The 22,884-nt window shown below is 35.3% G+C and carries 21 protein-coding genes and 1 tRNA gene; 9 read left to right on the top strand and 13 right to left on the bottom strand.

The annotated features are described in order from the left end of the window. Nucleotides 1–3 precede the first annotated feature (3 nt). Together ACZ1JT_RS03000 and ACZ1JT_RS02995 are read left to right on the top strand one after the other, a co-directional pair. Entirely contained in the window at nucleotides 4–960 is a 957-nt protein-coding gene (locus ACZ1JT_RS03000; RefSeq protein ID WP_465094685.1) for a DUF2279 domain-containing protein, read from the top strand. A 97-nt stretch (nucleotides 961–1,057) separates the two neighbouring features. After that, a complete protein-coding gene (locus ACZ1JT_RS02995; RefSeq protein WP_465094684.1) occupies nucleotides 1,058–1,699 on the top strand; it encodes a peptidoglycan-binding protein LysM in 642 nt (213 codons plus the stop codon). On the opposite strand, the gene ACZ1JT_RS02990 is transcribed toward ACZ1JT_RS02995, so the two are convergent. Genes ACZ1JT_RS02990 through dnaA form a run of 3 tightly spaced genes read right to left on the bottom strand, consistent with a single transcriptional unit; the run spans nucleotide 1,696 to nucleotide 4,311 of the window. Continuing rightward, nucleotides 1,696–2,412, bottom strand: a complete 717-nt coding sequence (locus ACZ1JT_RS02990; protein ID WP_465094683.1) for an SAM-dependent methyltransferase — start codon at nucleotides 2,410–2,412, stop codon at nucleotides 1,696–1,698. The two genes, ACZ1JT_RS02995 and ACZ1JT_RS02990, sit on opposite strands and share 4 nt — an antisense overlap. Before the next feature lie 8 nt (nucleotides 2,413–2,420). After that, nucleotides 2,421–2,882 carry a low molecular weight protein-tyrosine-phosphatase gene (locus ACZ1JT_RS02985; protein ID WP_465094682.1) on the bottom strand — a complete coding sequence of 154 codons (462 nt, stop codon included), beginning with the start codon at nucleotides 2,880–2,882 and terminating at the stop codon, nucleotides 2,421–2,423. A 1-nt stretch (nucleotide 2,883) separates the two neighbouring features. Continuing rightward, on the bottom strand, nucleotides 2,884–4,311 hold the full coding sequence (gene dnaA / locus ACZ1JT_RS02980; RefSeq protein ID WP_465094681.1) for a chromosomal replication initiator protein DnaA: 1,428 nt from the start codon (nucleotides 4,309–4,311) through the stop codon (nucleotides 2,884–2,886). A 189-nt stretch (nucleotides 4,312–4,500) separates the two neighbouring features. On the opposite strand from dnaA, the gene ACZ1JT_RS02975 reads away from it, so the two are divergent. Continuing rightward, nucleotides 4,501–4,905 carry an acyl-CoA thioesterase gene (locus tag ACZ1JT_RS02975; protein ID WP_465094680.1) on the top strand — a complete coding sequence of 135 codons (405 nt, stop codon included), beginning with the start codon at nucleotides 4,501–4,503 and terminating at the stop codon, nucleotides 4,903–4,905. Nucleotides 4,906–4,915: 10 nt separating this feature from the next. Here the strand turns inward: ACZ1JT_RS02975 and ACZ1JT_RS02970 are convergent, their stop codons facing one another. Genes ACZ1JT_RS02970 through ribD form a run of 3 tightly spaced genes read right to left on the bottom strand, consistent with a single transcriptional unit; the run spans nucleotide 4,916 to nucleotide 7,167 of the window. Continuing rightward, a complete protein-coding gene (locus ACZ1JT_RS02970) occupies nucleotides 4,916–5,527 on the bottom strand; it encodes an IMPACT family protein (RefSeq protein ID WP_465095269.1) in 612 nt (203 codons plus the stop codon). A 3-nt stretch (nucleotides 5,528–5,530) separates the two neighbouring features. Then, nucleotides 5,531–6,130 (bottom strand): HAD family hydrolase, encoded by a 600-nt coding sequence (locus ACZ1JT_RS02965; RefSeq protein ID WP_465094679.1) that lies wholly within the window; start codon nucleotides 6,128–6,130, stop codon nucleotides 5,531–5,533. Continuing rightward, a complete protein-coding gene (gene ribD / locus ACZ1JT_RS02960) occupies nucleotides 6,127–7,167 on the bottom strand; it encodes a bifunctional diaminohydroxyphosphoribosylaminopyrimidine deaminase/5-amino-6-(5-phosphoribosylamino)uracil reductase RibD (RefSeq protein ID WP_465095268.1) in 1,041 nt (346 codons plus the stop codon). Before ribD ends, ACZ1JT_RS02965 begins: the two co-directional genes overlap by 4 nt. Before the next feature lie 110 nt (nucleotides 7,168–7,277). Here ribD and ACZ1JT_RS02955 point away from each other — a divergent pair, with 110 nt between their 5' ends. After that, nucleotides 7,278–7,763 (top strand): GNAT family N-acetyltransferase, encoded by a 486-nt coding sequence (locus ACZ1JT_RS02955; RefSeq protein ID WP_465094678.1) that lies wholly within the window; start codon nucleotides 7,278–7,280, stop codon nucleotides 7,761–7,763. A gap of 37 nt (nucleotides 7,764–7,800) precedes the next feature. Continuing rightward, nucleotides 7,801–8,664 carry a peptide chain release factor N(5)-glutamine methyltransferase gene (prmC, locus tag ACZ1JT_RS02950; protein WP_465094677.1) on the top strand — a complete coding sequence of 288 codons (864 nt, stop codon included), beginning with the start codon at nucleotides 7,801–7,803 and terminating at the stop codon, nucleotides 8,662–8,664. A gap of 28 nt (nucleotides 8,665–8,692) precedes the next feature. Here the strand turns inward: prmC and ACZ1JT_RS02945 are convergent, their stop codons facing one another. Further along, complete coding sequence (locus ACZ1JT_RS02945; protein ID WP_465094676.1) at nucleotides 8,693–9,940, bottom strand: ABC transporter permease; 1,248 nt, start codon at nucleotides 9,938–9,940, stop codon at nucleotides 8,693–8,695. A 131-nt stretch (nucleotides 9,941–10,071) separates the two neighbouring features. Between ACZ1JT_RS02945 and ACZ1JT_RS02940 the strand changes: the two genes are divergently transcribed. Together ACZ1JT_RS02940 and hisS are read left to right on the top strand one after the other, a co-directional pair. Then, nucleotides 10,072–10,353, top strand: coding sequence for a four helix bundle protein (locus tag ACZ1JT_RS02940; protein ID WP_465094675.1), 282 nt, complete (start codon nucleotides 10,072–10,074; stop codon nucleotides 10,351–10,353). A gap of 134 nt (nucleotides 10,354–10,487) precedes the next feature. Continuing rightward, nucleotides 10,488–11,858, top strand: coding sequence for a histidine--tRNA ligase (gene hisS / locus ACZ1JT_RS02935; protein ID WP_465094674.1), 1,371 nt, complete (start codon nucleotides 10,488–10,490; stop codon nucleotides 11,856–11,858). Between the two features lie 29 nt (nucleotides 11,859–11,887). On the opposite strand, the gene ACZ1JT_RS02930 is transcribed toward hisS, so the two are convergent. Next, nucleotides 11,888–17,023 (bottom strand): PKD-like domain-containing protein, encoded by a 5,136-nt coding sequence (locus ACZ1JT_RS02930; protein ID WP_465094673.1) that lies wholly within the window; start codon nucleotides 17,021–17,023, stop codon nucleotides 11,888–11,890. 332 nt (nucleotides 17,024–17,355) lie between these two features. Continuing rightward, nucleotides 17,356–17,429 (bottom strand) — tRNA-Met (locus ACZ1JT_RS02925). 161 nt (nucleotides 17,430–17,590) lie between these two features. Here ACZ1JT_RS02925 and ACZ1JT_RS02920 point away from each other — a divergent pair. Then, nucleotides 17,591–17,983 (top strand): START-like domain-containing protein, encoded by a 393-nt coding sequence (locus ACZ1JT_RS02920; protein WP_465094672.1) that lies wholly within the window; start codon nucleotides 17,591–17,593, stop codon nucleotides 17,981–17,983. Nucleotides 17,984–18,032: 49 nt separating this feature from the next. Then, nucleotides 18,033–18,872 (top strand): aminotransferase class IV, encoded by an 840-nt coding sequence (locus ACZ1JT_RS02915; protein WP_465094671.1) that lies wholly within the window; start codon nucleotides 18,033–18,035, stop codon nucleotides 18,870–18,872. Nucleotide 18,873: 1 nt separating this feature from the next. Here the strand turns inward: ACZ1JT_RS02915 and ACZ1JT_RS02910 are convergent, their stop codons facing one another. From ACZ1JT_RS02910 to ACZ1JT_RS02895, 4 genes are all read right to left on the bottom strand, one after another. Continuing rightward, complete coding sequence (locus tag ACZ1JT_RS02910; RefSeq protein ID WP_465094670.1) at nucleotides 18,874–19,434, bottom strand: YqgE/AlgH family protein; 561 nt, start codon at nucleotides 19,432–19,434, stop codon at nucleotides 18,874–18,876. Nucleotides 19,435–19,581: 147 nt separating this feature from the next. Further along, complete coding sequence (locus tag ACZ1JT_RS02905; RefSeq protein WP_465094669.1) at nucleotides 19,582–19,860, bottom strand: HU family DNA-binding protein; 279 nt, start codon at nucleotides 19,858–19,860, stop codon at nucleotides 19,582–19,584. Between the two features lie 186 nt (nucleotides 19,861–20,046). Further along, complete coding sequence (gene fmt / locus ACZ1JT_RS02900) at nucleotides 20,047–20,994, bottom strand: methionyl-tRNA formyltransferase (RefSeq protein WP_465094668.1); 948 nt, start codon at nucleotides 20,992–20,994, stop codon at nucleotides 20,047–20,049. Continuing rightward, nucleotides 20,994–22,883 (bottom strand): RecQ family ATP-dependent DNA helicase, encoded by a 1,890-nt coding sequence (locus tag ACZ1JT_RS02895; protein ID WP_465094667.1) that lies wholly within the window; start codon nucleotides 22,881–22,883, stop codon nucleotides 20,994–20,996. Before ACZ1JT_RS02895 ends, fmt begins: the two co-directional genes overlap by 1 nt. Between the last annotated feature and the right edge of the window lies 1 nt (nucleotide 22,884).

Raw genomic sequence — 22,884 nt, 5'->3', positions numbered from 1 at the left:
TTTTTGAAGGTAGCATCTCAAATAAAAATAGAAGAATCGCAGTTGTTTGTCTTAAAAACAGTTGCGGTTCTTTTTGTTTTCTTTTGTAGCCAACATTTGTTTTCTCAGTCTAAAATCGAATCTTTTTTAACGCCTTCCGATTCGTTGCAACATTCAAGAAGAGCAACGGTTTACGTTGGAGAATCGGTTATACTGGGTGGAACTCTAATTGGGTTAAACCAAATTTGGTATAAAGATTATCCTAAATCTTCCTTTCATTTCATAAACGATAATAACGATTGGTTGCAAATGGATAAAGTAGGACATCTGTATTCAACCTATCATTTGGGTCGATTGGGTAGCGAAACGCTGGCTTGGAGCGGAGCCACTAAAAAAGAACAAATGCTGTATGGCGCTTCTTTGGGTTTTGTGTTTATGACTACGGTTGAGGTTTTCGATGGTTTTTCTAAAGAATGGGGCGCTTCTTGGGGTGATGTTGTGGCTAATGCTACCGGAACCGGTTTGTTTGTATCGCAGCAATTGCTTTGGGATGAGCAGCGCATTATGCCTAAGTTTTCATTTCATACTACACGATACGCAAAATTGCGACCGGAAACTTTAGGGAATAGTTTGAATGAACAGATTTTAAAAGATTATAACGGTCAAACTTATTGGCTTTCAATAAATATTTTTTCGTTTGCTAAAAGTTCAAAAATTCCGAAATGGCTAAATGTGGCTGTTGGATATGGAGCCGATGGAATGGTTTCCGGAAATGGCGATTCGGTTCCAGGGGAATTGGTTGCCGAAAATCATCGAACACGACAATTTTATTTGAGCTTGGATGCCGATTTGACGAAAATAAACACCAAATCGTATGTTTTAAAAACGCTTTTTTCGGTTTTTAACACAATTAAAATTCCTGCTCCCGCTTTAGAAATCAATCAGTTCGGGCGGTCAAAAATGCACTTCATCTACTTTTAGAAAAACTTTAACATTCTGATTTTCAGGTTATTTTTTTTATTGTATCTTTGCAAGCGGAAATTTCATCTCGGTGACAGCGAATGAGAAATCAAAATTTATGACAAAAAAATGGACGTACTTTTTAGGATTGACACTTTTAATTACACTGATTAGTTCAGGTTTTAAAGCTTTCGAGCCGGAGAAACTGGAAGGATTTCATGTTGAAGATGATGAAGTAATCAATTACCTAGTACCAACCAAGGAAGAAACTGAAAAAGTGTATTACAATTTGCCTTTTACAGGGAAATCGTATGTAGGTTTTAAGCAAGCAATTGCTATTAAAGAATCGTTAGGTAAATACCGTTTAGTAAATCCTTTTGGATATATGGGTAAATACCAGTTTGGAAAAAGTACTTTACGTACTATCGGGATTACAAATCCGAATGATTTTCTTAAAAACCCAGCATTGCAGGAAAAAGCTTTTAAAGCATTGTTAGCAAGAAATAAATGGGAACTTCGAAAAGAAATTCAACGCTACGAAGGTAAAACAGTTAACGGAATTAAAGTAACCGAATCGGGATTACTAGCTGCAGCACACTTAGGTGGAGCAGGTTCTGTAAAAAGTTTTTTACGCAGCAATGGTAGAAATACTTTTACCGATGGTTTTGGAACAACTTTAAGAAGTTATATCAAAAAATTTGGTGGCTACGACACTTCTAATATTGTAGCAAATCCAAATGCGAAAGTAAAATTGGATTAAGAAAATTTGTGGATAATAAAAATGCAAGGTCGATTGTGTAAATCGGCCTTATTTTTTTTCCATTGACTAACCGGTAACGTTTTAATAAACTCTGTTGGGAGTGTAATGTCACAAGCAATGCATAATAAGGTGCTTGGTTGAAGAATTTGCAGCAAATCTTCAACTAATTTATTGTTTCGATACGGAGTTTCAATAAACAGTTGCGACTGATTTTTTTCAAAAGATTGTCTTTCAAGATTTTTTAATGCCGATTTTTTCTCTGATTTGTCTATCGGTAAATAGCCATTAAAAGTAAAACTTTGTCCGTTCATTCCAGATGCCATCATGGCTAATAGTATTGACGATGGACCAACTAATGGGATTACTTGTATCCCTTTTTCGTGTGCAAGTTTAACAATTGCCGCTCCAGGATCGGCAACTCCAGGACAACCAGCTTCACTCATTAATCCCATGTTTTTGCCTTCTAACAATGGTTTAATGAATGCGTGATGTTCAGAAACGTCTGTATGTTTGTTTAGTGCAAATAATTTTAACTCCGGCTGTTTTTTTTCGGGTAAAACACTTTTTATGAATCGGCGTGCTGTTTTCTCGTTTTCAACAATATAGTAATCTACAACTTCAATTGTACGCTTAATTGTAATGGGTAGAACTTCTTCGGGATTGTTTTCGCCTAATAATGTTGGAATTAAATAGAGTTTACCAAGCACATTCATAATGGAAGTTATTTAGATTGAAGGTTACGGGCAATTACAGTGCAAGCTTCATCCAAAAGTCTATAGACTAAGTTGAAATCTTCCATATCGCCATAATATGGATCTGGCACATCTTTGTTTTCGTTTGGATATAGCTCGTTTAAAATAAGGATTACTTTTTCTTTGGCATTTTCGTTTGGAGCTAATGAAATCACATTTTGGTAATTTGATTTATCCATTACATAAATATAATCAAAATTATCGAAATCTTTTTTTGTGAATTGTCTACCACGTTGAAAGCTAATATCTATGCCATTATTTTTAGCGGTAACCATCGAACGTTTGTCGGGTTGTTCTCCTACATGCCAATTGCCTGTTCCGGCAGAATCAACAGTAAATTTATCGTGAGGTAATTTGGATTGTAATATGCCTTCTGCTAAAGGGGAACGACAAATGTTCCCCAAGCAGACCATTACTATTTTTGTAGACATTTTATAACGAAAGCTTTTTGTGAATGTCTTCTACGTATTTCTTAAATTGTTTGTCGGTTGAAACTAAGTTGTCAACCGTTTTGCATGCGTGTAAAACGGTAGCGTGATCGCGATCCCCAATTTGAGAGCCAATGGAAGCTAAAGACGATTTGGTGAATTTTTTTGCAAAAAACATAGCCAATTGTCTTGCCTGAACCACATCACGTTTTCTTGTTTTAGATTGCAATGTCTCGATGTCCAATTGGAAATAATCGGATACCACTTTTTGAATGTAATCGATAGAAACTTCGCGTTTGATGTTTTTTACAAACTTTTCAACCACTTGTTTTGCTAATTCTAAAGTTACTTCACGACGATTGAAAGACGATTGAGCGATTAATGAAATAATAGCGCCTTCAAGTTCACGAATGTTTGTCTTGATGTTTTTGGCAACATATTCAATAATTTCTTCTGGCATCTCAACACCATCTCTAAACAAAATGTTTTTTAAGATAGCGGCTCTTGTTTCGTAATCCGGTTGGTGAATTTCCGCAGAAAGTCCCCATTTGAATCGCGATAACAAACGTTGTTCAATATCCTGCATGTCAACAGGAGCTTTGTCGGACGTAAGAATTACTTGTTTTCCGTTTTGATGTAAGTAATTAAAGATGTGGAAAAATACATCCTGAGTTCCAGCTTTTCCAGAAAGGAATTGTACATCATCAATAATTAAAACATCTATAAGCTGATAGAAATGAATAAAATCATTTCGAGTGTTTTTCTTAACAGAATCAGTGTATTGTTGTGTGAAAACCTCGGCAGAAATATATAAAACGGTTTTTTCTGGATGTTTTTCTTTGATTTCTACACCAATTGCATGTGCTAAATGCGTTTTCCCTAGTCCAACACCACCAAAAAACAATAATGGGTTGAAAGAAGTTCCTCCAGGTTTATTGGCAACCGCCATCCCGGCAGAACGTGCTAAACGATTGGATTCTCCTTCAAGGAAATTGTCGAAGTTGTAATTGGAATTCAGTTGCGACTCAATTTTTACATTGCGAATTCCTGGAATTACAAACGGGTTTTTTAATTCAGGGTTTTTGTTCTGAATTGGCGCATCAACTTCTTGCGGTTTTACAGCGGCATGATTGTTACTTGGAAGTTGTTCCGTGAACGGAAGTTTGTTACCAAGTTTGTTCTCCATTTTGATTTTATAGAGTAACTTTGCGCTTGTTCCAAGTTCTTTTGTTAATGCAACTTTTAGTAATTTAACGTAATGCTCTTCAAGCCATTCGTAAAAGAATTTACTTGGTACCTGAATATACAGAGCATTATCGGTGAGCTCTACTGCCTTTATCGGTTCGAACCAGGTCTTGTAAGCCTGCTCCTGAATATTGTCCTTTATAAAAAGAAGACAGTTATTCCATACCGATTGCGCAGTTTTGTTCATATATTCAAGCATAAATATTAGATTATTAATTATCCTACAAAAGTTTCTTGAGGTTACTTTTTTAAGATTTGGGAAGACAAATATGTGGACAAATTTTTTCAAAAAAAAATCATTTTGATATTGATTTTAAAAAAAAAAAATTGTACGTGTTTTTAAAAAATATTTAGAATAAATTAACATAAGCTTTATATGAAAAATCACGAATTGCAAGTGCGTGTTCGTTATGCGGAAACTGACCAAATGGGTGTTGTTTATCATGGTAATTATGCCCAGTATTTTGAAATGGGACGCGTGGAATGGCTTAGAAACCTTGGGGTTTCGTATAGATGGATGGAAGAAAACGGAATTATGCTTCCTGTTGTTTCACTTTCTATGAGTTATAAAAAACCAGCACGTTATGATGATTTGCTAACGGTAAAAACAATCTTCAAAAATCAGACATCTGTTAAGATAGAATTTGACTATGAAATCACTAATGAAGCAGGGGAGTTATTAACAACGGGGAATTCGATTTTGGTGTTTGTAGATATGAAATCCGGGCGACCAACTTTGCCTCCAAATTATGTTACCGAAAAATTAAATGAATTGGTTTAAAATGTAAATTTTATTCTTTTTCAAAAATTTCTACTTCATACAAATTTGAAAAAATGTCGAATACTTGTTCGGCATTTTTTTTTCGGGTAGCAATTTCAATCTCGCAACTCAATTCCATTTTTTGGGAAACGATGTCAAGATTCTTTTCTTTAATAACACGCATTACTTTATTCATGTTTTTATAGTCAAACTGAATCAGATAATGAATGTTAATGGTTTTTTCAATGATATAGGAAGCTTCAAGAGCCATTTGAGCACCTGTTTTGTAGGCTGAAATTAATCCGCCTACACCCAATTTTACGCCTCCAAAATAACGAACAACAACAACTAACACATTGGTTACTTCAAACGATTGAATTTGACCGTAAATAGGCATTCCTGCCGAATTGTTTGGTTCGCCATCATCGTTAGCTCGATAATAGGTATTATCGGTTCCTAGCTGAAAGGCATAACACCAATGTCTTGCGGAATAGTGTTGTTTTCGTAGTTCTTCTAGAATAATTTTTACGTCATCTTCTGAAGTTACAGGATAAGCGTAGCCAAAAAACTTACTGTTTTTTTCTTTGTATAAAACTTCTTCAGAAGGTGCGGATAGTGTTTTATAGGTGTCTTTTTCCACTATCAATTACCAGCTTTTTTCAAATAAATCAACCACATCTTCTTTGCCAACTTCTAAATTCCAAACGTGCATGCCCAAATTAGCGGCAACTTCTGTATTGTGTTTGTTGTCGTCTACAAAAAGAGTTCGCTTCGGATTTAAATCGTGGCGATTGATAATATAATTGAAAATTTCTGGATCGGGTTTGCGTAATCCTATTTCGAATGAAAAGTATACTTTTTCAAAACATTGATAAAATTCACGACTAAAAGTCATTCCAACTTTATGTTCAAATTTATCAATGTGTGTACGATCCGTATTGCTGAGTAAAAAAAGTCTGTATTTTTGAGATAGACGCTGTAGAAATTCTAAGCGATATAATGGGAAATCCATTAAAATGCCATTCCAAGCTTCACGAATTTCTTCGACTTCTTTATTCGGAATAAAGCGCTGGAATGCCGTAAAAAATTCTAATTCGTCAATTTTACCCTTTTCATAGCGTTTGTTTAGACTGTCCAAATCTTCGTTCCAACATACTAAGCCTATTTTACGCATATGATCAAAGGGAGCCTCCTGGCTCAAATTGATAAAAACGTTACCAAAATCAAAGATAATTGTGTCAATCATAGGTTTCTGAATATTAAAAGTTCGTCATCCAAAATCGTCTGCTTCTCGGTTAATTCTCCTGTAAAATTTGGTGCCGTTATTCCTTTGTTAAAATGTAAATTTCCTTTAAAAACTCGTATTTCATCCCAAACATTAGCATCTATAAACGCCTGTAGTGTTTTTCTGCCTCCTTCTATAAGTACCGATTGTATTTCATTCCGAAAAAGAATCTCGGTAACATTACTCACGAGCAGAACATCAAAGTTACAATTTTCGTAAAATATTTGATCAGTATTCGTGAAAAAATTCTGTTCTGTTAACACGATTGTTTTTACAGAATTGTCTTTAATGTGATATTCGTTTGAAATTTTTCCAGTTCTATCAATCGTAACTCGAACGGGATTGTTTCCTTTCCAGTCGCGAACATTTAATTTGGGGTTATCATCCAAAACGGTTTGCGTTCCAACTAAAATTGATTGCTCTTCGGTTCTCCATTTGTGAACATATTGTCTGGAAAATGAATTGGTAATCCAAACTGGTTTTTTTTCTTTTTTTTCCAGTGGAGCAATATAACCATCTTGGGTTTCAGCCCATTTTAAAACGATATAAGGTCGTTTTTTTTGATGGAAAGTAAAAAAGCGTTTGTTTAATTCGCTGCATTCTTCATCCAAAATACCAACCGTTACATTTGTTCCGGCTTCAATTAATTTTTTTATTCCCGTTCCGGCAACTTTTGCAAAAGGATCGACAGTGCCAATTACTACATTTGGGATACGATGTTTTAAAATCAAATCGCAACAAGGTGGTGTTTTTCCATAATGACTGCAAGGTTCTAAGCTAACATAAATAGTCGATTTAGCCAATACTGTTTTATCCTTAACGGAATTTATAGCATGAACTTCGGCGTGTGGTTCGCCAGCTTTTCTGTGCCAACCTTCACCAATTATAGTGTCATTATATACAATTACGCTACCTACTAACGGATTAGGATAGGTTGTGCCCAAGCCATTTTTAGCCAGTTCAATGCAGCGTTTCATGTATTTTTCATCCGGTTTCATCATGGTTTGCCTCATCTTCTTAAAGATACTTTTATTCCGTATTGAATATTCTTTTTTTTCAATTGGGTTTCATGTATCTTCACTCGACAAAAATAAGTTATTTTCGTACAATGAATAAGGTGATATTACGAGAAATCGATAAAAGTGATAATTCGGCAGTTGCAATGGTAATTCGAACGGTTTTAGAAGAGTTTGATGTGCCTAAAGTGGGAACTGCATATGCCGATCCTCAATTGGATTGTATGTTTGAAACCTATGCCGCTGAACGTTCAGCCTATTATGTGGTTGAATGTGATGGGGAGATTATCGGTTGTGCCGGAATTGCACCGTTGGCTAATGGAGATTCAACGGTTTGTGAATTGCAGAAAATGTATTTTCTTCCAAAAACACGCGGACTCGGCATTGGTACCAAAATGATGGAAATTTGTTTGAACAGAGCTAAAGCATTCGGATATGCAAAATGCTACTTGGAAACAATGCCGTATATGGTTGCAGCACAAAAACTGTATGTGAAATCGGGATTTGAATATCTTGATTCTCCAATGGGATGTACAGGGCATTCTGCGTGCCCGGTATGGATGATAAAACAATTATAATTATTGATTAATTTCGCAATGAAATTTAAAAAGTGAAATGCTGCTAAAAGATTATAAATACAATTTTTCCAATGAACTTGCTTCAATTTATGATGAGCAGGAAATAGATAGTTTCTTTTATATTCTATTGGAAGCGTTTCACAGTATGAAGCGAGTTGATCTTGCTTTAAATCCTAACGTTGAAATTGACGGAATGCAATTGTTGCAATGGGAAACCGTTTTAGCACAATTGAAAGAAGAGAAACCAATTCAATATATATTAGGAGAAACCGAATTTTATGGTTTGCCTTTTTATGTTAACGAAAGCACATTGATTCCAAGGCCTGAAACAGAAGAATTGGTAGATTGGATTCTTTCGAATACTAACAATAATAAAACAAAGCCAATTAAAATTTTAGATATTGGTACCGGAACGGGATGTATTGCTATTGCTTTGGCAAAAAACCTTCCAAATGCAAAAGTGTTTGCAATGGATGTCTCCGAAAAAGCGCTTGATACTGCGCGCAAAAATGCCAAACGAAACGATGTTTCAATCACTTTTCTACATCAGAGCGTACTTGAAACCGATAACCTAAACGAGTCTTTCGATATTATTGTTTCTAATCCGCCCTATGTTCGCAACTTAGAAAAGGAAGAAATCAAAAAGAATGTTTTAGCTTTTGAACCTCATTTGGCTTTGTTTGTTGAAGATGATGATGCCTTACTTTTTTATCGAAAAATTACCAATTTGGCAACGTTAAATCTTATGGAGAACGGACAGCTTTATTTTGAAATCAATCAGTATTTAGGTAACGAAATGGTTGAGCTGTTGCAAAAACATAATTTTCAAGCTATTGAACTCCGAAAAGATATTTACGGGAATGATCGTATGCTTCTAGGTAATTGGAAAACCAAGGTGTAATGTTTTATTGCTTATCGATATTTTCTAATTACTCATATCGTAGAGCTTCAACAGGATCTAATTTTGAGGCTTTAATTGCTGGATAAAGTCCAGAGAATAAAGCTACAATTAATGAGGTAATAACGGCTGCAATAATTGCCATCCACGGAATAGAAAAACTGAAACTTAACGCAGCAGAAAGTCCGTAGCCAACTAGCAAACCAAGTAAAATTCCAACAAAACCTCCAATTTGTCCAATCACTAAAGTTTCGGTGAAAAATTGCCATGCAATAGTACTTTTTTTAGCACCAAGCGACTTTCTAACGCCAATTTCTCGAGTACGTTCCGTTACCGAAACAAGCATAATGTTCATTAATGCGATGGAGGAGCCAAAAACGGTAATAATACCAATTACCCATGCACTAATACCTAATACTTCCGTGTTGGATAATAATGTGTTGATAAGTTCGTCGCTTCGTTCTACGCCAAAGTTGTTTTTTTCTACGGGATTTAATTTTCGAACCCTACGCATGGTAATGATGGCATTGTCCACTGCTTGATCCATTAAATCTTTGTTGGCAATCATAACACTCAAGTCGTAATTGATGTTAGGTGCCGAAAAAATCGAACGTGCAATTTGAATCGGAATTAAAACTCTAAAATCCTGGCTGTTTCCAAAGGTTGAACCTTTTTCTTTTAGAACGCCAATAACTTTAAATTTCGCACCACGTATAGAAATCGTTTTGTCTATAGGGTTGACATCTTTAAAAAGATCTTTATCTACATCAGAACCCAGTATGCAAACGAAATTGTTGTTTTCAATGTCAAAACCTGTAAAGTTTCTTCCTTTTACTGCTTCAAGACCTTTATTTGGTAGAAAAACATCATCAATACCTAAAACCGATACTTTTGGGTCTGTTTTTTCCGATTCGTATTTAATTTCTGCAGTACTGGTAGCTGTAAACGATACAGAAGTTGAAGTAAATGGATATTCGTATTTTTCTTTGAAAGCTTTTACTTGCGGATAACTAATAATCGGATTTACTTTTTCTTCGCCATCATTTCTTCTCATTTGTTCTGAAAAATCGTATTGACTAATGGAAAATGTATTGGCACCCATCGAGGCAAAATCCTTTAAAATAGTGTTCTTTAAAGCAGAAACCAAAGTCAAAACTCCAACCAATGCGGTTATTCCAATGGCAATAATTAAAACGGTAAGTATGGTTCGTAGCAAATGGGTTCGAATGGAATCCAATGCTATTTTGGTATTTTCTCTAAATAATCCGACTTTCAGCATAATAGCAATTTGTCACTAAAATACATTATTTGTTACATTCTGAAAGTGAGAATTTAGAATTTAGAATTCAGAAAGTGTAAAAATAGATTTTAATACAACTCAATATATTCGATATTTGCAAGAAAATAGCGATGAAAGAATTTGACTTAAAAAAACGGACAAAATCGTTTACAGTCTCAATTTTGAATTTGGTCGATACTATTCCAATAAAAAATTCAACAAGAGTCATTTCGAATCAGTTAGGGAAATCTGGAAGTTCAGTAGGAGCAAATTATAGAGCCTCGTTAAGAGCTAGAAGTGATAAAGAATATTTGTCTAAAATGAATATTGTTTTAGAAGAAACTGACGAATCTCTGTTTTGGTTAGAAGTACTTCAGGAGTTAAAAGTTGTTGATGATAATGATTTGAAATAACTTTTAAATGAAGCTAATGAATTAACAGCTATTTTTGTAACAACTTTAAAGAACACAAAAAACAGAATTAGCAATACAAAAAACATTTAGATTTCTCTTTTTCAGAATTCTAAATTCTAAATTCTAAATTTATAATGGCTCAAAAACCAAGTATTCCAAAAGGAACCCGTGATTTTTCACCTGCAGAAGTTGCAAAGCGAAACTATATATTTTCTATTATTAAATCGAACTTTGAGAAGTTTGGGTATCAACCTATTGAAACTCCAACTTTTGAAAATTCGGAAACGTTAATGGGAAAATATGGAGAAGAAGGCGATCGTTTGATATTCAAAATTCTGAATTCTGGTGATTATTTGGCTAAAGTCAACGAAGATTTTTTGAAGAATCGTGAGAGTTTGAAATTGACATCCCAAATTTCAGAAAAAGCCTTGCGTTACGATTTAACCGTTCCGTTTGCGCGCTATGTGGTACAGCACCAAAATGAAATTGAATTTCCATTCAAACGATACCAAATTCAGCCGGTTTGGCGTGCCGACCGACCTCAAAAAGGACGTTTTAGAGAATTTTATCAATGCGATGCCGATGTAGTAGGGTCAAATTCGTTATGGCAAGAGGTAGAATTGGTGCAATTGTATGATAGCGTTTTTTCTGCGTTAGGTCTTGAAGGTGCTACAATTAAAATCAACAATAGAAAAATCCTTTCAGGAATTGCTGAAGTTATCGGAGCATCAGATAAATTAATCGATTTTACAGTTGCACTGGATAAACTGGATAAAATTGGGGAAGATGGCGTGAAGAAGGAAATGCTTGAAAAAGGAATTTCTGAAGCTGCTTTGGAAAAAGTACAACCGTTGTTCAACTTTACGGGAACAATTGCTGAGAAAATTGAAAAATTGTCTGCATTATTAGTCAGTTCTGAAGAAGGAATGAAAGGTGTAGCAGAATTAAAGTTTATATGTGATAATGTGCTTGCGTTGGGATTAGATAAATCGATTTTAGATTTAGATGTAACCTTGGCGCGCGGTTTAAATTATTACACTGGGGCAATCTTTGAAGTTACAGCACCAAAATCGGTAGCTATGGGCTCAATTGGTGGTGGAGGTCGTTATGATGATTTAACGGGTATATTCGGATTGAAAAATATGAGTGGAGTAGGTATTTCATTTGGATTGGATAGAATCTACTTAGTGTTAGACGAATTGAACCTTTTTCCTGAAACAGTAACGTCAACATCCAAAGCGTTGTTTTTGAATTTTGGTGATGCAGAAGCGTTGTATTCGATGCATGCTATTTCTAAATTGCGTAAAGAAGGCATTAAAGTAGAAATGTATCCGGATAATACTAAAATTGGAAAACAATTTCAGCATGCCGATAAACGAGGAATTCCATATGCTGTGCTTGTTGGAGGCGACGAAATGGCAAACAATCAATTTGCCTTAAAAGATTTGGCATCGGGTGAACAGAGAAAAGTGAGCTATGATGAGCTTAAAGAAATTTTAAAATAAAAAAAAGCCCTTATTAAGGGCTTTTTTTATTATTTGAGGATTATTTTTTTACTAAATAAACCGTTGGAAGTTTTAATGTTTACAATGTAGACTCCAGAACGTACATGATGTATTGGCAGCGTTATGTTTGGCTGAATGTCATTTTCAACATCCCATTTTTTTACAGCCTGTCCTAATATGCTAAATAATTCAACCGATTGAACGGTTAATCCAATGCTGTTGTTTTTAATATTTAAAACATTATCGGAGTTAACATAAACCAATAAATCGTTTGGTAATTCTTGGTTTTCTGTATTCAAGAGCACATTTGTGAAACGAATAGAAAAACGATTTGTAAGTTCTCCAATTGGAAGGTTAGCTTCAAAATCATTTGCTCTTAAATCGTGATAAAGTCCAGTTTCATTATCGAATAAATAAATTTGAAAATCATTTGGAATATTTTCTAAGTTTTCAATTTTTATTTTACTGATACCACTGTTTGCGATTTTAATGCCAATAGGTATAACGCGGTCTAAATTGAAATCTGGTACAGCTTCAATAACAAATTTGCCATTTGAGATATCCAAATACATGTCTTCGTTATTTACATCAATCATTGGGCCGTCATAACCAATATCAAAAGCATTGGTAGTATTTTTATCGGCACCTACAAGTAAATTTCTGCGTAAACCACTTGGCGATTCAAATGAAAGGCGAATTTTTTGTCGCGTATCTATATCGTCATCTTGGTTTTGATTTCTAAAGAAAATGGAACTAGAAGGCGATTCACTTCTAAAAGCACGTTGACTGTTTCTAATTGTAACGGTACCTCCAGTAATTGGATTTGATAAATTAGCGTTGGTTTCGCCAATGTCAGTTCGGATGAAAAATCCTTGTGCTACTGCTATATAGCGTTTAGGGATTTTTGTGCCTGTTGTATTGTTATTGTTAATTAACGGATCGTTTGAAATAGCCACCGTACCGCCCATCAGTGTATACGTTGCGTATCCACCAACATATTGATTTAATAAGTGTGAATATCCACCAAAATGATCCCAAAAATATAGAGCACCGTTGAAAACGTTTGTAGCGGCGTTTCCTCCATCTCGAATATTGTCTTTAATAAAAGTATCGGCATCTAAAGCAGATGGATAAGGATTTCCAATCAAATAAAGTTGATTTAGTGCTACATTTAAGTTAATATCTCCATTGTTAGGTTTGCCTTTGAAAACATAGTTTTGATAATCGGTATTTGCAGCCGAACCAGTAACACCTTTCATGGTAAATCCTTCGCCAACTTTTAATGATCCCGTACTTCCTATAGGTTGCCAAGAGAAATAACTTGTACTTACCGCAGTATATTTATATAGCCATCGGTTGCTTATTTTAATTGGGCTAGTTAATGGACCGTCGGAATAATTCCATCCATCCCCAAAACTAATTGGTCCTGGATTAAAAGGATTAGCATCGGAATTTGTACCATCTTTTAATACGCTAGCAATTGTGTAATTGGTGTTGTTGTTACTTACAGGAGAGCACCAATAATTATAATGATAACTACTCATTGTACCTTGTTGGTCTCTTAAAAGATTACCAGTGCCGCCCGAAGGATTAGGGGCGCTTCCATTTTGAATTAATTGAGCTTCACCAGTTAATCGTAAATCACCGCTGGTTAGTGTTAAATTGTTGGCAACAGTTAATCGGAAAAGATTTTGCGTATAAACACCTTTGGCTCCATTAGTACATTCAAGGGTAAGATTGTAATAGTTTTCGGAGAAGTTGTTTTCCGGTGCAGTATTCATATACTGAACTTGATTGTTAGTGGAACTGTTAAAAGTTACTGTTCCGGTTCCAGGAATGAAGGTTCCGCTGTTCATCCAATTTCGTTTAATGTATAAGTTGGAATTTGGCATCATGGTTACAGAAGTACCTACACTTATTGTAATGTCTCGTGCAGAAGCAATATTGCTATAAGCAGCTGCATATGGACTTAGCGGATCTATTACCGGCATTCTTGGACTACCAGTTGGGATTAATGCATCAATTGTGGCCGATGGCAATCCTCTTTGCCAGTTTCTGCAATCAAACCAATCGGTACTAACTAAGCCTGTCCATACCCCTGGAGTTCCATCTAAAACGGTTACCGTAACAGAGGAATCGTCAATGTCATCGGTTATGGCAGTACATTTTGAATCGTTTAAAGCCGTAATGGTATAAGTTCGTGTTATTGTCATATTTGGAATGCTAAATGTATAATCGCCACTAGCATTGGGGGTAATATTCGAATAAACCGTCGATGTTGTTCCGTTGAATAAAGTGAAACGATACGGACCATTTCCAGTAAAATGTACTGTAAACGTTGCAGTTCCACCAAAACATACATATTGGTCTTGTGAGATTAAAGCAGTTGGTCTAGGATTTACATTTACAGTTACATAGGCTGTTCCGTCAGTACCAAAGCTATTACAGCCATTTAAAAATGAAGTTACCGCGTATGTAGTTGTAACGGTAGGACTAACAATTATTGTGGAATTATAGCTTAAAACACTACCGTTTGTGGCATCCACCCACTGTGTCGATAAGTTTGTTGGAACATCTGGAATTTCAATATTATCAACTGCCCAAGAACTTCCTGTGTTGCCAAAATAAGCAAAACGGATTCGTAAATTTGGTTGACCAAGATAAGCGTTAAGATTTAGTGTTCTTCCGTTGGTGTTGAAATTCGTATAAGGCGTACGTGTTGCAGGTCCGTTTGCCGACCAAAGTGTAGTGTAAGCGCCTCCATTAACAGAAATTTGTATTGCAATTGAAGCTCCCGGTTGAATATTATAAGCATCAGCAAATGATAATGTTGCAGTTGTTAATCCGAAGGTGTTGAAAACAGGAGTGTATAAGTATGAAGTAAAAGCGCCATTAGCTATTGCAAATTTACCACTTGAAGTATAGTTAATTCCAGAATACGTACCGCCATTAGTAGCACTTAATTGCCATGGATTCGGATTGGTGTTGCTGGAACCTGCATTTAAACAATTTCCGCATCCGCCAACTGCCCAACCTGCTGGATTTGAATTACTGAATGAGCCTCCACTGGCTAGAGTTCCACTGGTTGCATAGCCACTAGTTGCAGTTAAAGTGGATGAACCTCCGTTACAGATTGTAGAAGGAGTTGCTACTACAGGAGCTGGTTTTATATTCGGGATAACGTTTATCATTGAAGATGTGGAATAAGCAACAGGGCAACTAGGACCTCCGTTTTGTACAACAGCTCTAAAAATAGTAGTCTGTGTTATGTTTGCGTAGTTATAAGTGTCAGCGGTATTGGCAATCGGACTCCAAGTTAATCCTGCATCGGTTGAAAATTCCCAACGTACAACATTTCCACGATGACCACTTAAATATAAAATCCCATTAGCATTGTGACATTCGGTTGTTACATTAACAGGTGTAGGAGCATTTGGTCGGGATATAGTTACATCTCCTCCAAAAGAAGTTGCTTCAACGATTACTTCTGCTATTAAAGGTGTTCCATCACATCCATTTCGTGTTGGTGTAACTGTAAATTGAACCGTTTGTTGTGTTGAAGTTGTATTTGATAATGTTCCAACAATACTGCCACTTCCACTATTAGCGATGCCAATAACATTTGTGGTGTTGTTTCTAGTCCAGTTATATGTTGTGCCGGAAATACCAGTAAATGCTATAGTTGATATTGCACTACCTGAGCATATAGTTTGCGATGGATTTGTTGTTGCAACAGTTGGAGTTGGATAAACAATTACCGTTGCGGTTATACTTGAACCATTACAAGAACTATAAGAGGGAATAATTGTAAAGTTTACCGTTTGATTTGCAGTTGTATTGTTAATTAATGTTCCTGAAATATCTCCACTTCCAGTGTTGCTTATTCCAGTAACGTTAGTGGTGTTGCTTCTTGTCCAAGTATAGGTTGTTCCAGTAACATTGCTGGATAAAGCAATTGTTGAAATTGCATCGCCAGAACAGATATTTTGCGTTTGAGGAGATGCTGAAGCGACAGGTTTTGGATTTACAAGTACCGAAACCGATATAGGGTTTCCAGGACATCCGTTAGCCGTAGGGGTAATTGTGAAATTTACAGTTTGAGGAATATTGGTTGTGTTAGTTAACGAACCGCTTATCGTTCCGGTGCCATTATCAGCTATTCCAGTTACATCTACGGTATTATCTCTTGTCCAATCGTAAGTTGTTCCACCAACATTGGAAGATATTCCAAAACTACTAACAGAGTTTCCAGAACATTTAATTTGATTGGGATTAGATGAGCTGATTACGGGTGTTGGATTTACGGTTACCGTTACGGTTATTGGTGTTCCATTGCATCCATTTGCATTAGGTGTAATGGTAAAGGTTACCGTTCGAGGAGTTGTAGTAGTGTTGGTTAGTGAGCCACTAATGTCTCCAGTTCCAGAATCGGCAATCCCAGTTACAATTGCACCGTTGTTTCGAGTCCAATTAAATGTTGTGCCCGAAACAGTTCCGGAAAATAAAATAGCTGCAATGGAATTTCCAGAACAGATAGTTTGACTGCTGATGTTAGATGAAACATCGGGTGTAGGATTAACTAAAACAGTTGTGTATATAGGACTTCCTGTGCAACCATTGGCTGTTGGAATTATGGTAAAAGTAACTGTTTGTGGGGTTGTGGTAGTATTGGTTAATGCACCTGTTATGTTTCCACTGCCCGAATTAGCTATTCCGGCTACATTTGTAGTGTTATCTCTTGTCCAGTTGTAAATTGTTCCTGCAACAGAACCCGAAAAATTCATGGCTGCTATTGAAGCCCCTGAACATCTTTCTTGATTCGGATTGGTTGCAATTGCATTTGGAATAGGATTTACGGTTACAATACCTAGATCGGTATAATCGCAACCTAATGTAGTGTTATAAATATGATAGGAGGTTGTGCTACTCGGACTCACAATGAATGTTAAATCACCAACAGTGAGTTGAGTTTGAGATGCAATTACTGTTGCACCATCCATTAAATCGTATGTTGAACCTACATCTGCATTACTAAGTACAATTGAAGCGTTTTCTCCGGCACAGATTTCGTCATCCGAAACACTTTTTTGTATCAGACAGTCTTGTCCATAAGAAAAGGCTGTAAGAAGTAGAAGTAAGATTCCAAAATAGTAGCTTTTTTTCATAACTGCAGAGTTTAATGTTAAACAATTTGTTTGTTTGTTAAATCTCTGGGTTCCTATTTGAAACGATTCTTATGCTGTGGTATGACATAAGGTTGTTTCATTAATAACAATGATGTTATTAATAGGTTTTGTTTTTGGAATACATGACTAAACTAATGATAAATTAACAGTGAGTTCAATATTATAGCATCTTTTCGATAAATCGAATTTTATTTTCGATGAATAACGTTTCAATAAGAAATTGAAAAAAAACATGAGTAAAGTGTAAATGGCGTAGTTTTTTCTAAATAAAAAAACCCTAACTATTTGATTAGTTAGGGTTTACTTTTTTGTAGCGAAGACGGGAGTTGAACCCGTGACCTCAGGGTTATGAATCCTGCGCTCTAACCAACTGAGCTACCTCGCCAAATGTTGGTCTTACATTCTTCCTGAATGCGGGTGCAAATATAAAACATAATTAATAGCTTCCAAATATATTTTTTGAAAAAAATATTTTTTTCATTTTTTTTCAATTTCCTTTTTTTATTTGAGTAATTACTATATATTTCGGCAAATTTAATAAGTAATATGGAAGGTAAAGTAAGATACGAATTAGAGTTCCCCATTATGTCATCGCCTCAACTACTATATCAATATATATCTACACCTTCAGGATTGCAAGAATGGTTTGCTAATAATGTTAACTCCCGTGGAGAGTTTTTCACCTTTATTTGGGATGATTCGCAGGAAAAAGCCCGTTTAGCCTCAAAAAAAACAGGTGAAAAAGTGAAGTTTCGCTGGGTTGACGAAGAAAATAAAGATGCAGAGTATTATTTTGAACTTCGAATTTTAGAAGATGAAATCACTAAAGATGTGTCCTTAATGGTTGTTGACTTTGCTGAAGAGAATGATTTGGACGAAGCCAAACAACTTTGGGAAAATCAGATTTCTGACTTAAAACATGTAATAGGATCTGTTTAATTTCAATTTATAAAGGTTATATTTGCCCTGATTTATCAGGGCTTTTTTTATGATTAATTATAACGGACAACTAGTCGAATCGGCTGCAATTGCAATTCAAGAAAATAGAGGGTTTCTGTATGGAGATGCTGTTTTTGAAACCATTAAAGTGTTAGATGGGAAAGTACTTTTTCTAGAAGATCACTACTTCAGGTTGATGGCTTCAATGAGAATAGTTCGAATGGAAATTCCTATGAACTTTACAATGGAGTTTTTTGAACGTCAGTTGCTTGATTTGGTTTCGAATTATGATTCTGCTTCGTCGTATCGTTTGCGTTTTTCAGTTTTTAGGCAATCGGGAGGTTTTTATTTGCCTCAGTCTAACAATGTTGAATTTATTGTAACGGCTTCACCTCTTGATAATTCGCTTTACACTATTCCGAATAACGAATATGAAGTAGAGTTGTTCAAAGATTTTTATGTAACCAAACAGTTGTTGTCTACTATAAAGAGTAATAATAAATTGGTTCAAGTAACAGGAAGTATTTTTGCTCATGAAAACGGCTATGCAAATTGCCTACTAATGAATGATGATAAAAACATAGTAGAAGCCCTGCAAAGTAATTTGTTTATGCTTACGGGTAACACATTAATTACGCCTCCAATTACTGATGGTTGTTTAAACGGAATAATGCGAAAACAAATTTTGGCTATTGCCCAAAAAATGGACCATTTGGAAGTGCTCGAGACTTCAATTTCTCCTTTTGATTTGCAAAAAGCAGATGAATTATTTTTAACTAATGTGATTCACGGCATTCAGCCAATCTCTAAATATCGTAAAAAAGAATACGGTTCTGCTTTGGCATCAGAATTACTTACACGCTTGAATGCGCAAATTCGTTTGGGATAATTTAATTAAGAATCGGGTTTTCGGGTGCGTTAGACCAAATAAGGTAATCACCGCCTTGTTCCATGATTTTTTCTTTCCAAAAGTGGGTTGCCGATTTACCAATGATTTTATTGGCATAACCATTGTTGGAAACAATCCATGAATTCTCTTCAAGTTCATCTTCCAATTGATGTGAATCCCAACCTGTATATCCTAAAAAGAAACGAATGTTATTTCGTTTAACTAATCCTTGATTGATGAGGTTTTTGGTATATTCGAAATCACCACCCCAATAAATTCCACTTGATATTTCAATGCTATCTGGAATTAGTTCTGGAATATTATGAATGAAGTACAGATTGTCCTGTTCAACTGGACCTCCGTTGTATATTTTGAAATTGGCGTTTATTTCGGGAATTAAATCATGAATAGTATAACGAAGAGGCTTGTTTAGTATAAAACCAACCGAGCCATCTGTGTTGTGATCGGCCAATAAAACTACAGATCTGTTAAAAGAAAGATCTCCTATAATTGAAGGTTCTGCAATGAGCAAATTTCCTTTTTTTGGTTTGGTTGATATCATCTTCTTGCAGGTTTAAGGTTAGCGTTTAACAATCCTCCAGCGGAATTGAATTAAATTTAACAAAAAATATCTATCAGCCCAAAATAAAATCGTTGAAAAGTAAAAAAAAAGCCCCGAATAATCGGGGCTTATATTGTAAAGCACAAATTATTTTTTGTTTACAGAACCTTCTAAGTCAGCTCCAGCTTTGAATTTTACTACATTTTTAGCAGCAATTTTGATAGTTTTACCTGTTTGAGGGTTTCTACCTTCTCTAGCAGCTCTTTTAGAAACTGACCAAGATCCAAAACCTACTAAAGATACTCTTCCACCTTTTTTCAAAGTTCCTTCAACGTTTTTTAAGAAAGATTCTAAAGCTAATTTAGCAGCTGCTTTAGTGATACCTGCGTCTGCAGCGATTGCATCGATTAATTCTGATTTGTTCATAATAAATAGTTATTAATAGATTGATTAATTAATTAATGTCCTACAAATTTATATGAATTTCCCGATTACACAAGTGTTTTTCAGTTTTTTAGACTTTTTTCTTCAAAAATGTTGATAAGTTACCTGAATTGTTAATAAAGTTGCTTGTTTTTTTCAATATTTCTGTAGTTGTAGTGTTTCTAGGGCTTACAGCGCTATGGCTTTTTCGGAAAACGAAACTCCGTTTAAAAGCTCCGATGCCGTCATTCGTTTTTTTCCTGGAAACTGTAAACTCAAAACTTTTAAATAACCCTTTTCAAGGGCTATATTTAATTCTTTCTTGTTTGTAATAATAGTGCCGGTTGGAATTGAATGGTGTTCTTCTTCAAACAATGTTTCGTAGATTTTTACATTCCATTCCTGATCGTTGTCTTTTATAAAACACCAAGCAGCAGGATATGGCGATAATCCGCGAATAAGATTGTAGATTTCTTGACCCGTCTTGCCAAAATCAATTTTGCAATTATCTTTATTCAGTTTGTAAGCCGTTTTAATGTCTGTATTATTAGGTTGCAATGTAGTTTTTACATTTCCATCTTCAATGTGTTTCAAAGTTTTTAAAACGGTTTCGCTACCCAATAACATTAATCGATCGTGGAGTTCTCCTGCAGTTTCATTTGTTCCAATTTCTAATTCATCGCTTAAAATCATCGCGCCGGTATCAATTTTGTCATCAATGAAAAAAGTAGTTACACCGGTTTTTGTCTCGCCGTTGATGATAGCCCAGTTAATTGGTGCTGCACCTCGGTATTCTGGGAGTAACGATGCGTGTAAATTAAATGTTCCAAGTTTTGGCATTTTCCATACCACTTCGGGTAGCATTCGAAAAGCCACCACCACCTGTAAATTGGCATTTAGACTTTTTAATTCGGCTAGAAAAGTTTCGTCTTTTAAATTGGTTGGCTGCAATAAGCGAAGGTTTTTCTCCAATGCATATTCTTTTACTGCCGAATATTTTATTTTTTGTCCGCGTCCAGCTGGTTTGTCTACTGCGGTAATAACACCTACAATTTCAAAGTTGTTTTTGTATATGGTATCCAGAATTCCAACGGCAAACTCTGGAGTTCCCATGAAAACGATGCGTAATTTTTCCATTATTGTATGCTAAATTGATTTCGATTATTAATGGTTATTTGACCATTTTCTATTAATAATTGTAATGCAAAGATAATTTCCTCTGAAGGTAATTCCAGTATATTTTCAATTTCTCTTGAGGTTAATGCTGTATTTGCTAGTACTTTGATTATTTGACTTGCTACTTCTGCTGGGTTTAGTTTCTTCTTTGTTTTTTGAATACAAACCGAACAAATGCCGCAATCAGTACTTGTGTTTTCTCCAAAATAGCGTAAAATTATTTTGCTCTTGCATTCGCTTTCATTTTCGATATAGGCAACAACCGATTTGTATTGTTCTTTTTTAATGTCATTTTGAATTTCTAAATACTTTGAAATTCGGTTAATTGTTCGGTCATCTTCCCGTACTTCATTGAACAATAAACTGCTATCGTTGGTTTGTACGGTAAGCAGGCAAGCTTCGTTTTTTTGCATGCTTTTTAGAGCTGCAATAACTTTTTCTTCGGATGTATTCGATTTTTTGGCAATGAAACTCGTGTTAAGTGGTGTTTCTATTTCGTAAACTCCAGAATAATTCCGTAAAATAGTTGTTAGTATAGGCTCATCGGAAGGGTTTAAGCTAAGGTAACGTAGCATTTCTCGACTGTCTAATAAAAAACGAATAGTTAATTTTTCCGAAAATTCCTTAGATAATGTTAAGATGCCTTGATTGTCTAAAAATTGTAGCGCATTATAAGTTTTTAGTGTTGGAAATTGATATTGATGACAAAAAGCATTCAGGTTAAACGAAAAACTTTCATTGATACCTTCTCCATATCCAATTTGAAAATAATTGTTCAGTTTGATGTAAACGTTTTTTAAAAAATCTTTATTGGGTAAAACCTCTAAAAACTGATTTTCGGTTGCTTTTATATCGGATGGAGAAAGCAGTAGTATTCCATACGCTTTTTCACCATTTCTACCGGCTCTTCCGGCTTCTTGATAATAGCTTTCTAGGCTTTCCGGTAATTGAACATGAATAACGGTTTTAACATTGGGTTTGTCAATGCCCATTCCGAATGCATTTGTGGCAACCATAACTTGTACGTCGTCATTCAGCCAAGCCTGCATGTTTTTTTCTTTTTCTTTCGAAGTTAACCCGCCATGGTAAAAAGTACTTTTAAAACCAAGGCTTGTAAGTTGTGTGGTGATATCATGACATCCTTTTCGGTTTCGAACGTATATAATTGCCGGTGCTGGATTTTTTGTCAAAATTTGTTGTACCCGATGCAGTTTGTCTTCGGTTTTGAAAACCATATAAGCTAAATTTTCACGGGCGAACGATTTTTTAAAAAATTGAGGCTTGTCTAATTTTAAATGAGTACAAATGTCGTCTTGCACTCTTTGTGTTGCTGTTGCGGTTAAAGCTAGAAACGGAACACCTGGAAAATAGTCTTTGAGTTTGGATATTTTTAAATAGGCCGGACGAAAATCATGTCCCCATTGCGAAACACAATGTGCTTCATCTACAGCGATGAGGTTAACAGGTAAGCTTTTAATTCGTTCTAAAATCCAATCCGATTGTAATCGTTCTGGAGAAACATAAAGTAGTTTGTAATTTCCAAACTGACAATTGTCCAATAATTCTGTAGTTTCATCAGCAGAGATTCCGCCAGTTAAGGCAATAGCTTTAATATTGCGGTTGTTCAAGTTTTGAACTTGGTCTTTCATTAATGCTACTAGCGGTGAAATGACTAAGCAAATTCCGGTTTTCATTAATGCTGGAACCTGAAAGCAAATCGATTTTCCGCCTCCGGTAGGAAGTAGTGCAAAAGTGTCTTTTCCTTCTAAAACCGATTGAATAATTTTATCCTGAGGGTTTCTGAAGGTTTCGTAATTCCAATATTTTTTAAGAATTTCTAAGGCTTCCAAT

Source organism: Flavobacterium sp. IC2-16 (assembly GCF_055521455.1).
Note: the sequence above shows the minus strand (reverse complement) of the source record. Positions and strands in the feature narration are given on the sequence as shown.

Coding starts and splice junctions, on each gene's coding strand:
- ACZ1JT_RS02995 (WP_465094684.1), top strand. CDS start 1,058: ATGACAAAAAAATGGACGTACTTTTTAGGATTGACACTTTTAATTACA.
- ACZ1JT_RS02990 (WP_465094683.1), bottom strand. CDS start 2,412: ATGAATGTGCTTGGTAAACTCTATTTAATTCCAACATTATTAGGCGAA.
- ACZ1JT_RS02985 (WP_465094682.1), bottom strand. CDS start 2,882: ATGTCTACAAAAATAGTAATGGTCTGCTTGGGGAACATTTGTCGTTCC.
- dnaA (WP_465094681.1), bottom strand. CDS start 4,311: ATGAACAAAACTGCGCAATCGGTATGGAATAACTGTCTTCTTTTTATA.
- ACZ1JT_RS02975 (WP_465094680.1), top strand. CDS start 4,501: ATGAAAAATCACGAATTGCAAGTGCGTGTTCGTTATGCGGAAACTGAC.
- ACZ1JT_RS02965 (WP_465094679.1), bottom strand. CDS start 6,130: ATGATTGACACAATTATCTTTGATTTTGGTAACGTTTTTATCAATTTG.
- ribD (WP_465095268.1), bottom strand. CDS start 7,167: ATGAAACCGGATGAAAAATACATGAAACGCTGCATTGAACTGGCTAAA.
- ACZ1JT_RS02955 (WP_465094678.1), top strand. CDS start 7,278: ATGAATAAGGTGATATTACGAGAAATCGATAAAAGTGATAATTCGGCA.
- prmC (WP_465094677.1), top strand. CDS start 7,801: ATGCTGCTAAAAGATTATAAATACAATTTTTCCAATGAACTTGCTTCA.
- ACZ1JT_RS02945 (WP_465094676.1), bottom strand. CDS start 9,940: ATGCTGAAAGTCGGATTATTTAGAGAAAATACCAAAATAGCATTGGAT.
- ACZ1JT_RS02940 (WP_465094675.1), top strand. CDS start 10,072: ATGAAAGAATTTGACTTAAAAAAACGGACAAAATCGTTTACAGTCTCA.
- hisS (WP_465094674.1), top strand. CDS start 10,488: ATGGCTCAAAAACCAAGTATTCCAAAAGGAACCCGTGATTTTTCACCT.
- ACZ1JT_RS02930 (WP_465094673.1), bottom strand. CDS start 17,023: ATGAAAAAAAGCTACTATTTTGGAATCTTACTTCTACTTCTTACAGCC.
- ACZ1JT_RS02920 (WP_465094672.1), top strand. CDS start 17,591: ATGGAAGGTAAAGTAAGATACGAATTAGAGTTCCCCATTATGTCATCG.
- ACZ1JT_RS02915 (WP_465094671.1), top strand. CDS start 18,033: ATGATTAATTATAACGGACAACTAGTCGAATCGGCTGCAATTGCAATT.
- ACZ1JT_RS02910 (WP_465094670.1), bottom strand. CDS start 19,434: ATGATATCAACCAAACCAAAAAAAGGAAATTTGCTCATTGCAGAACCT.
- ACZ1JT_RS02905 (WP_465094669.1), bottom strand. CDS start 19,860: ATGAACAAATCAGAATTAATCGATGCAATCGCTGCAGACGCAGGTATC.
- fmt (WP_465094668.1), bottom strand. CDS start 20,994: ATGGAAAAATTACGCATCGTTTTCATGGGAACTCCAGAGTTTGCCGTT.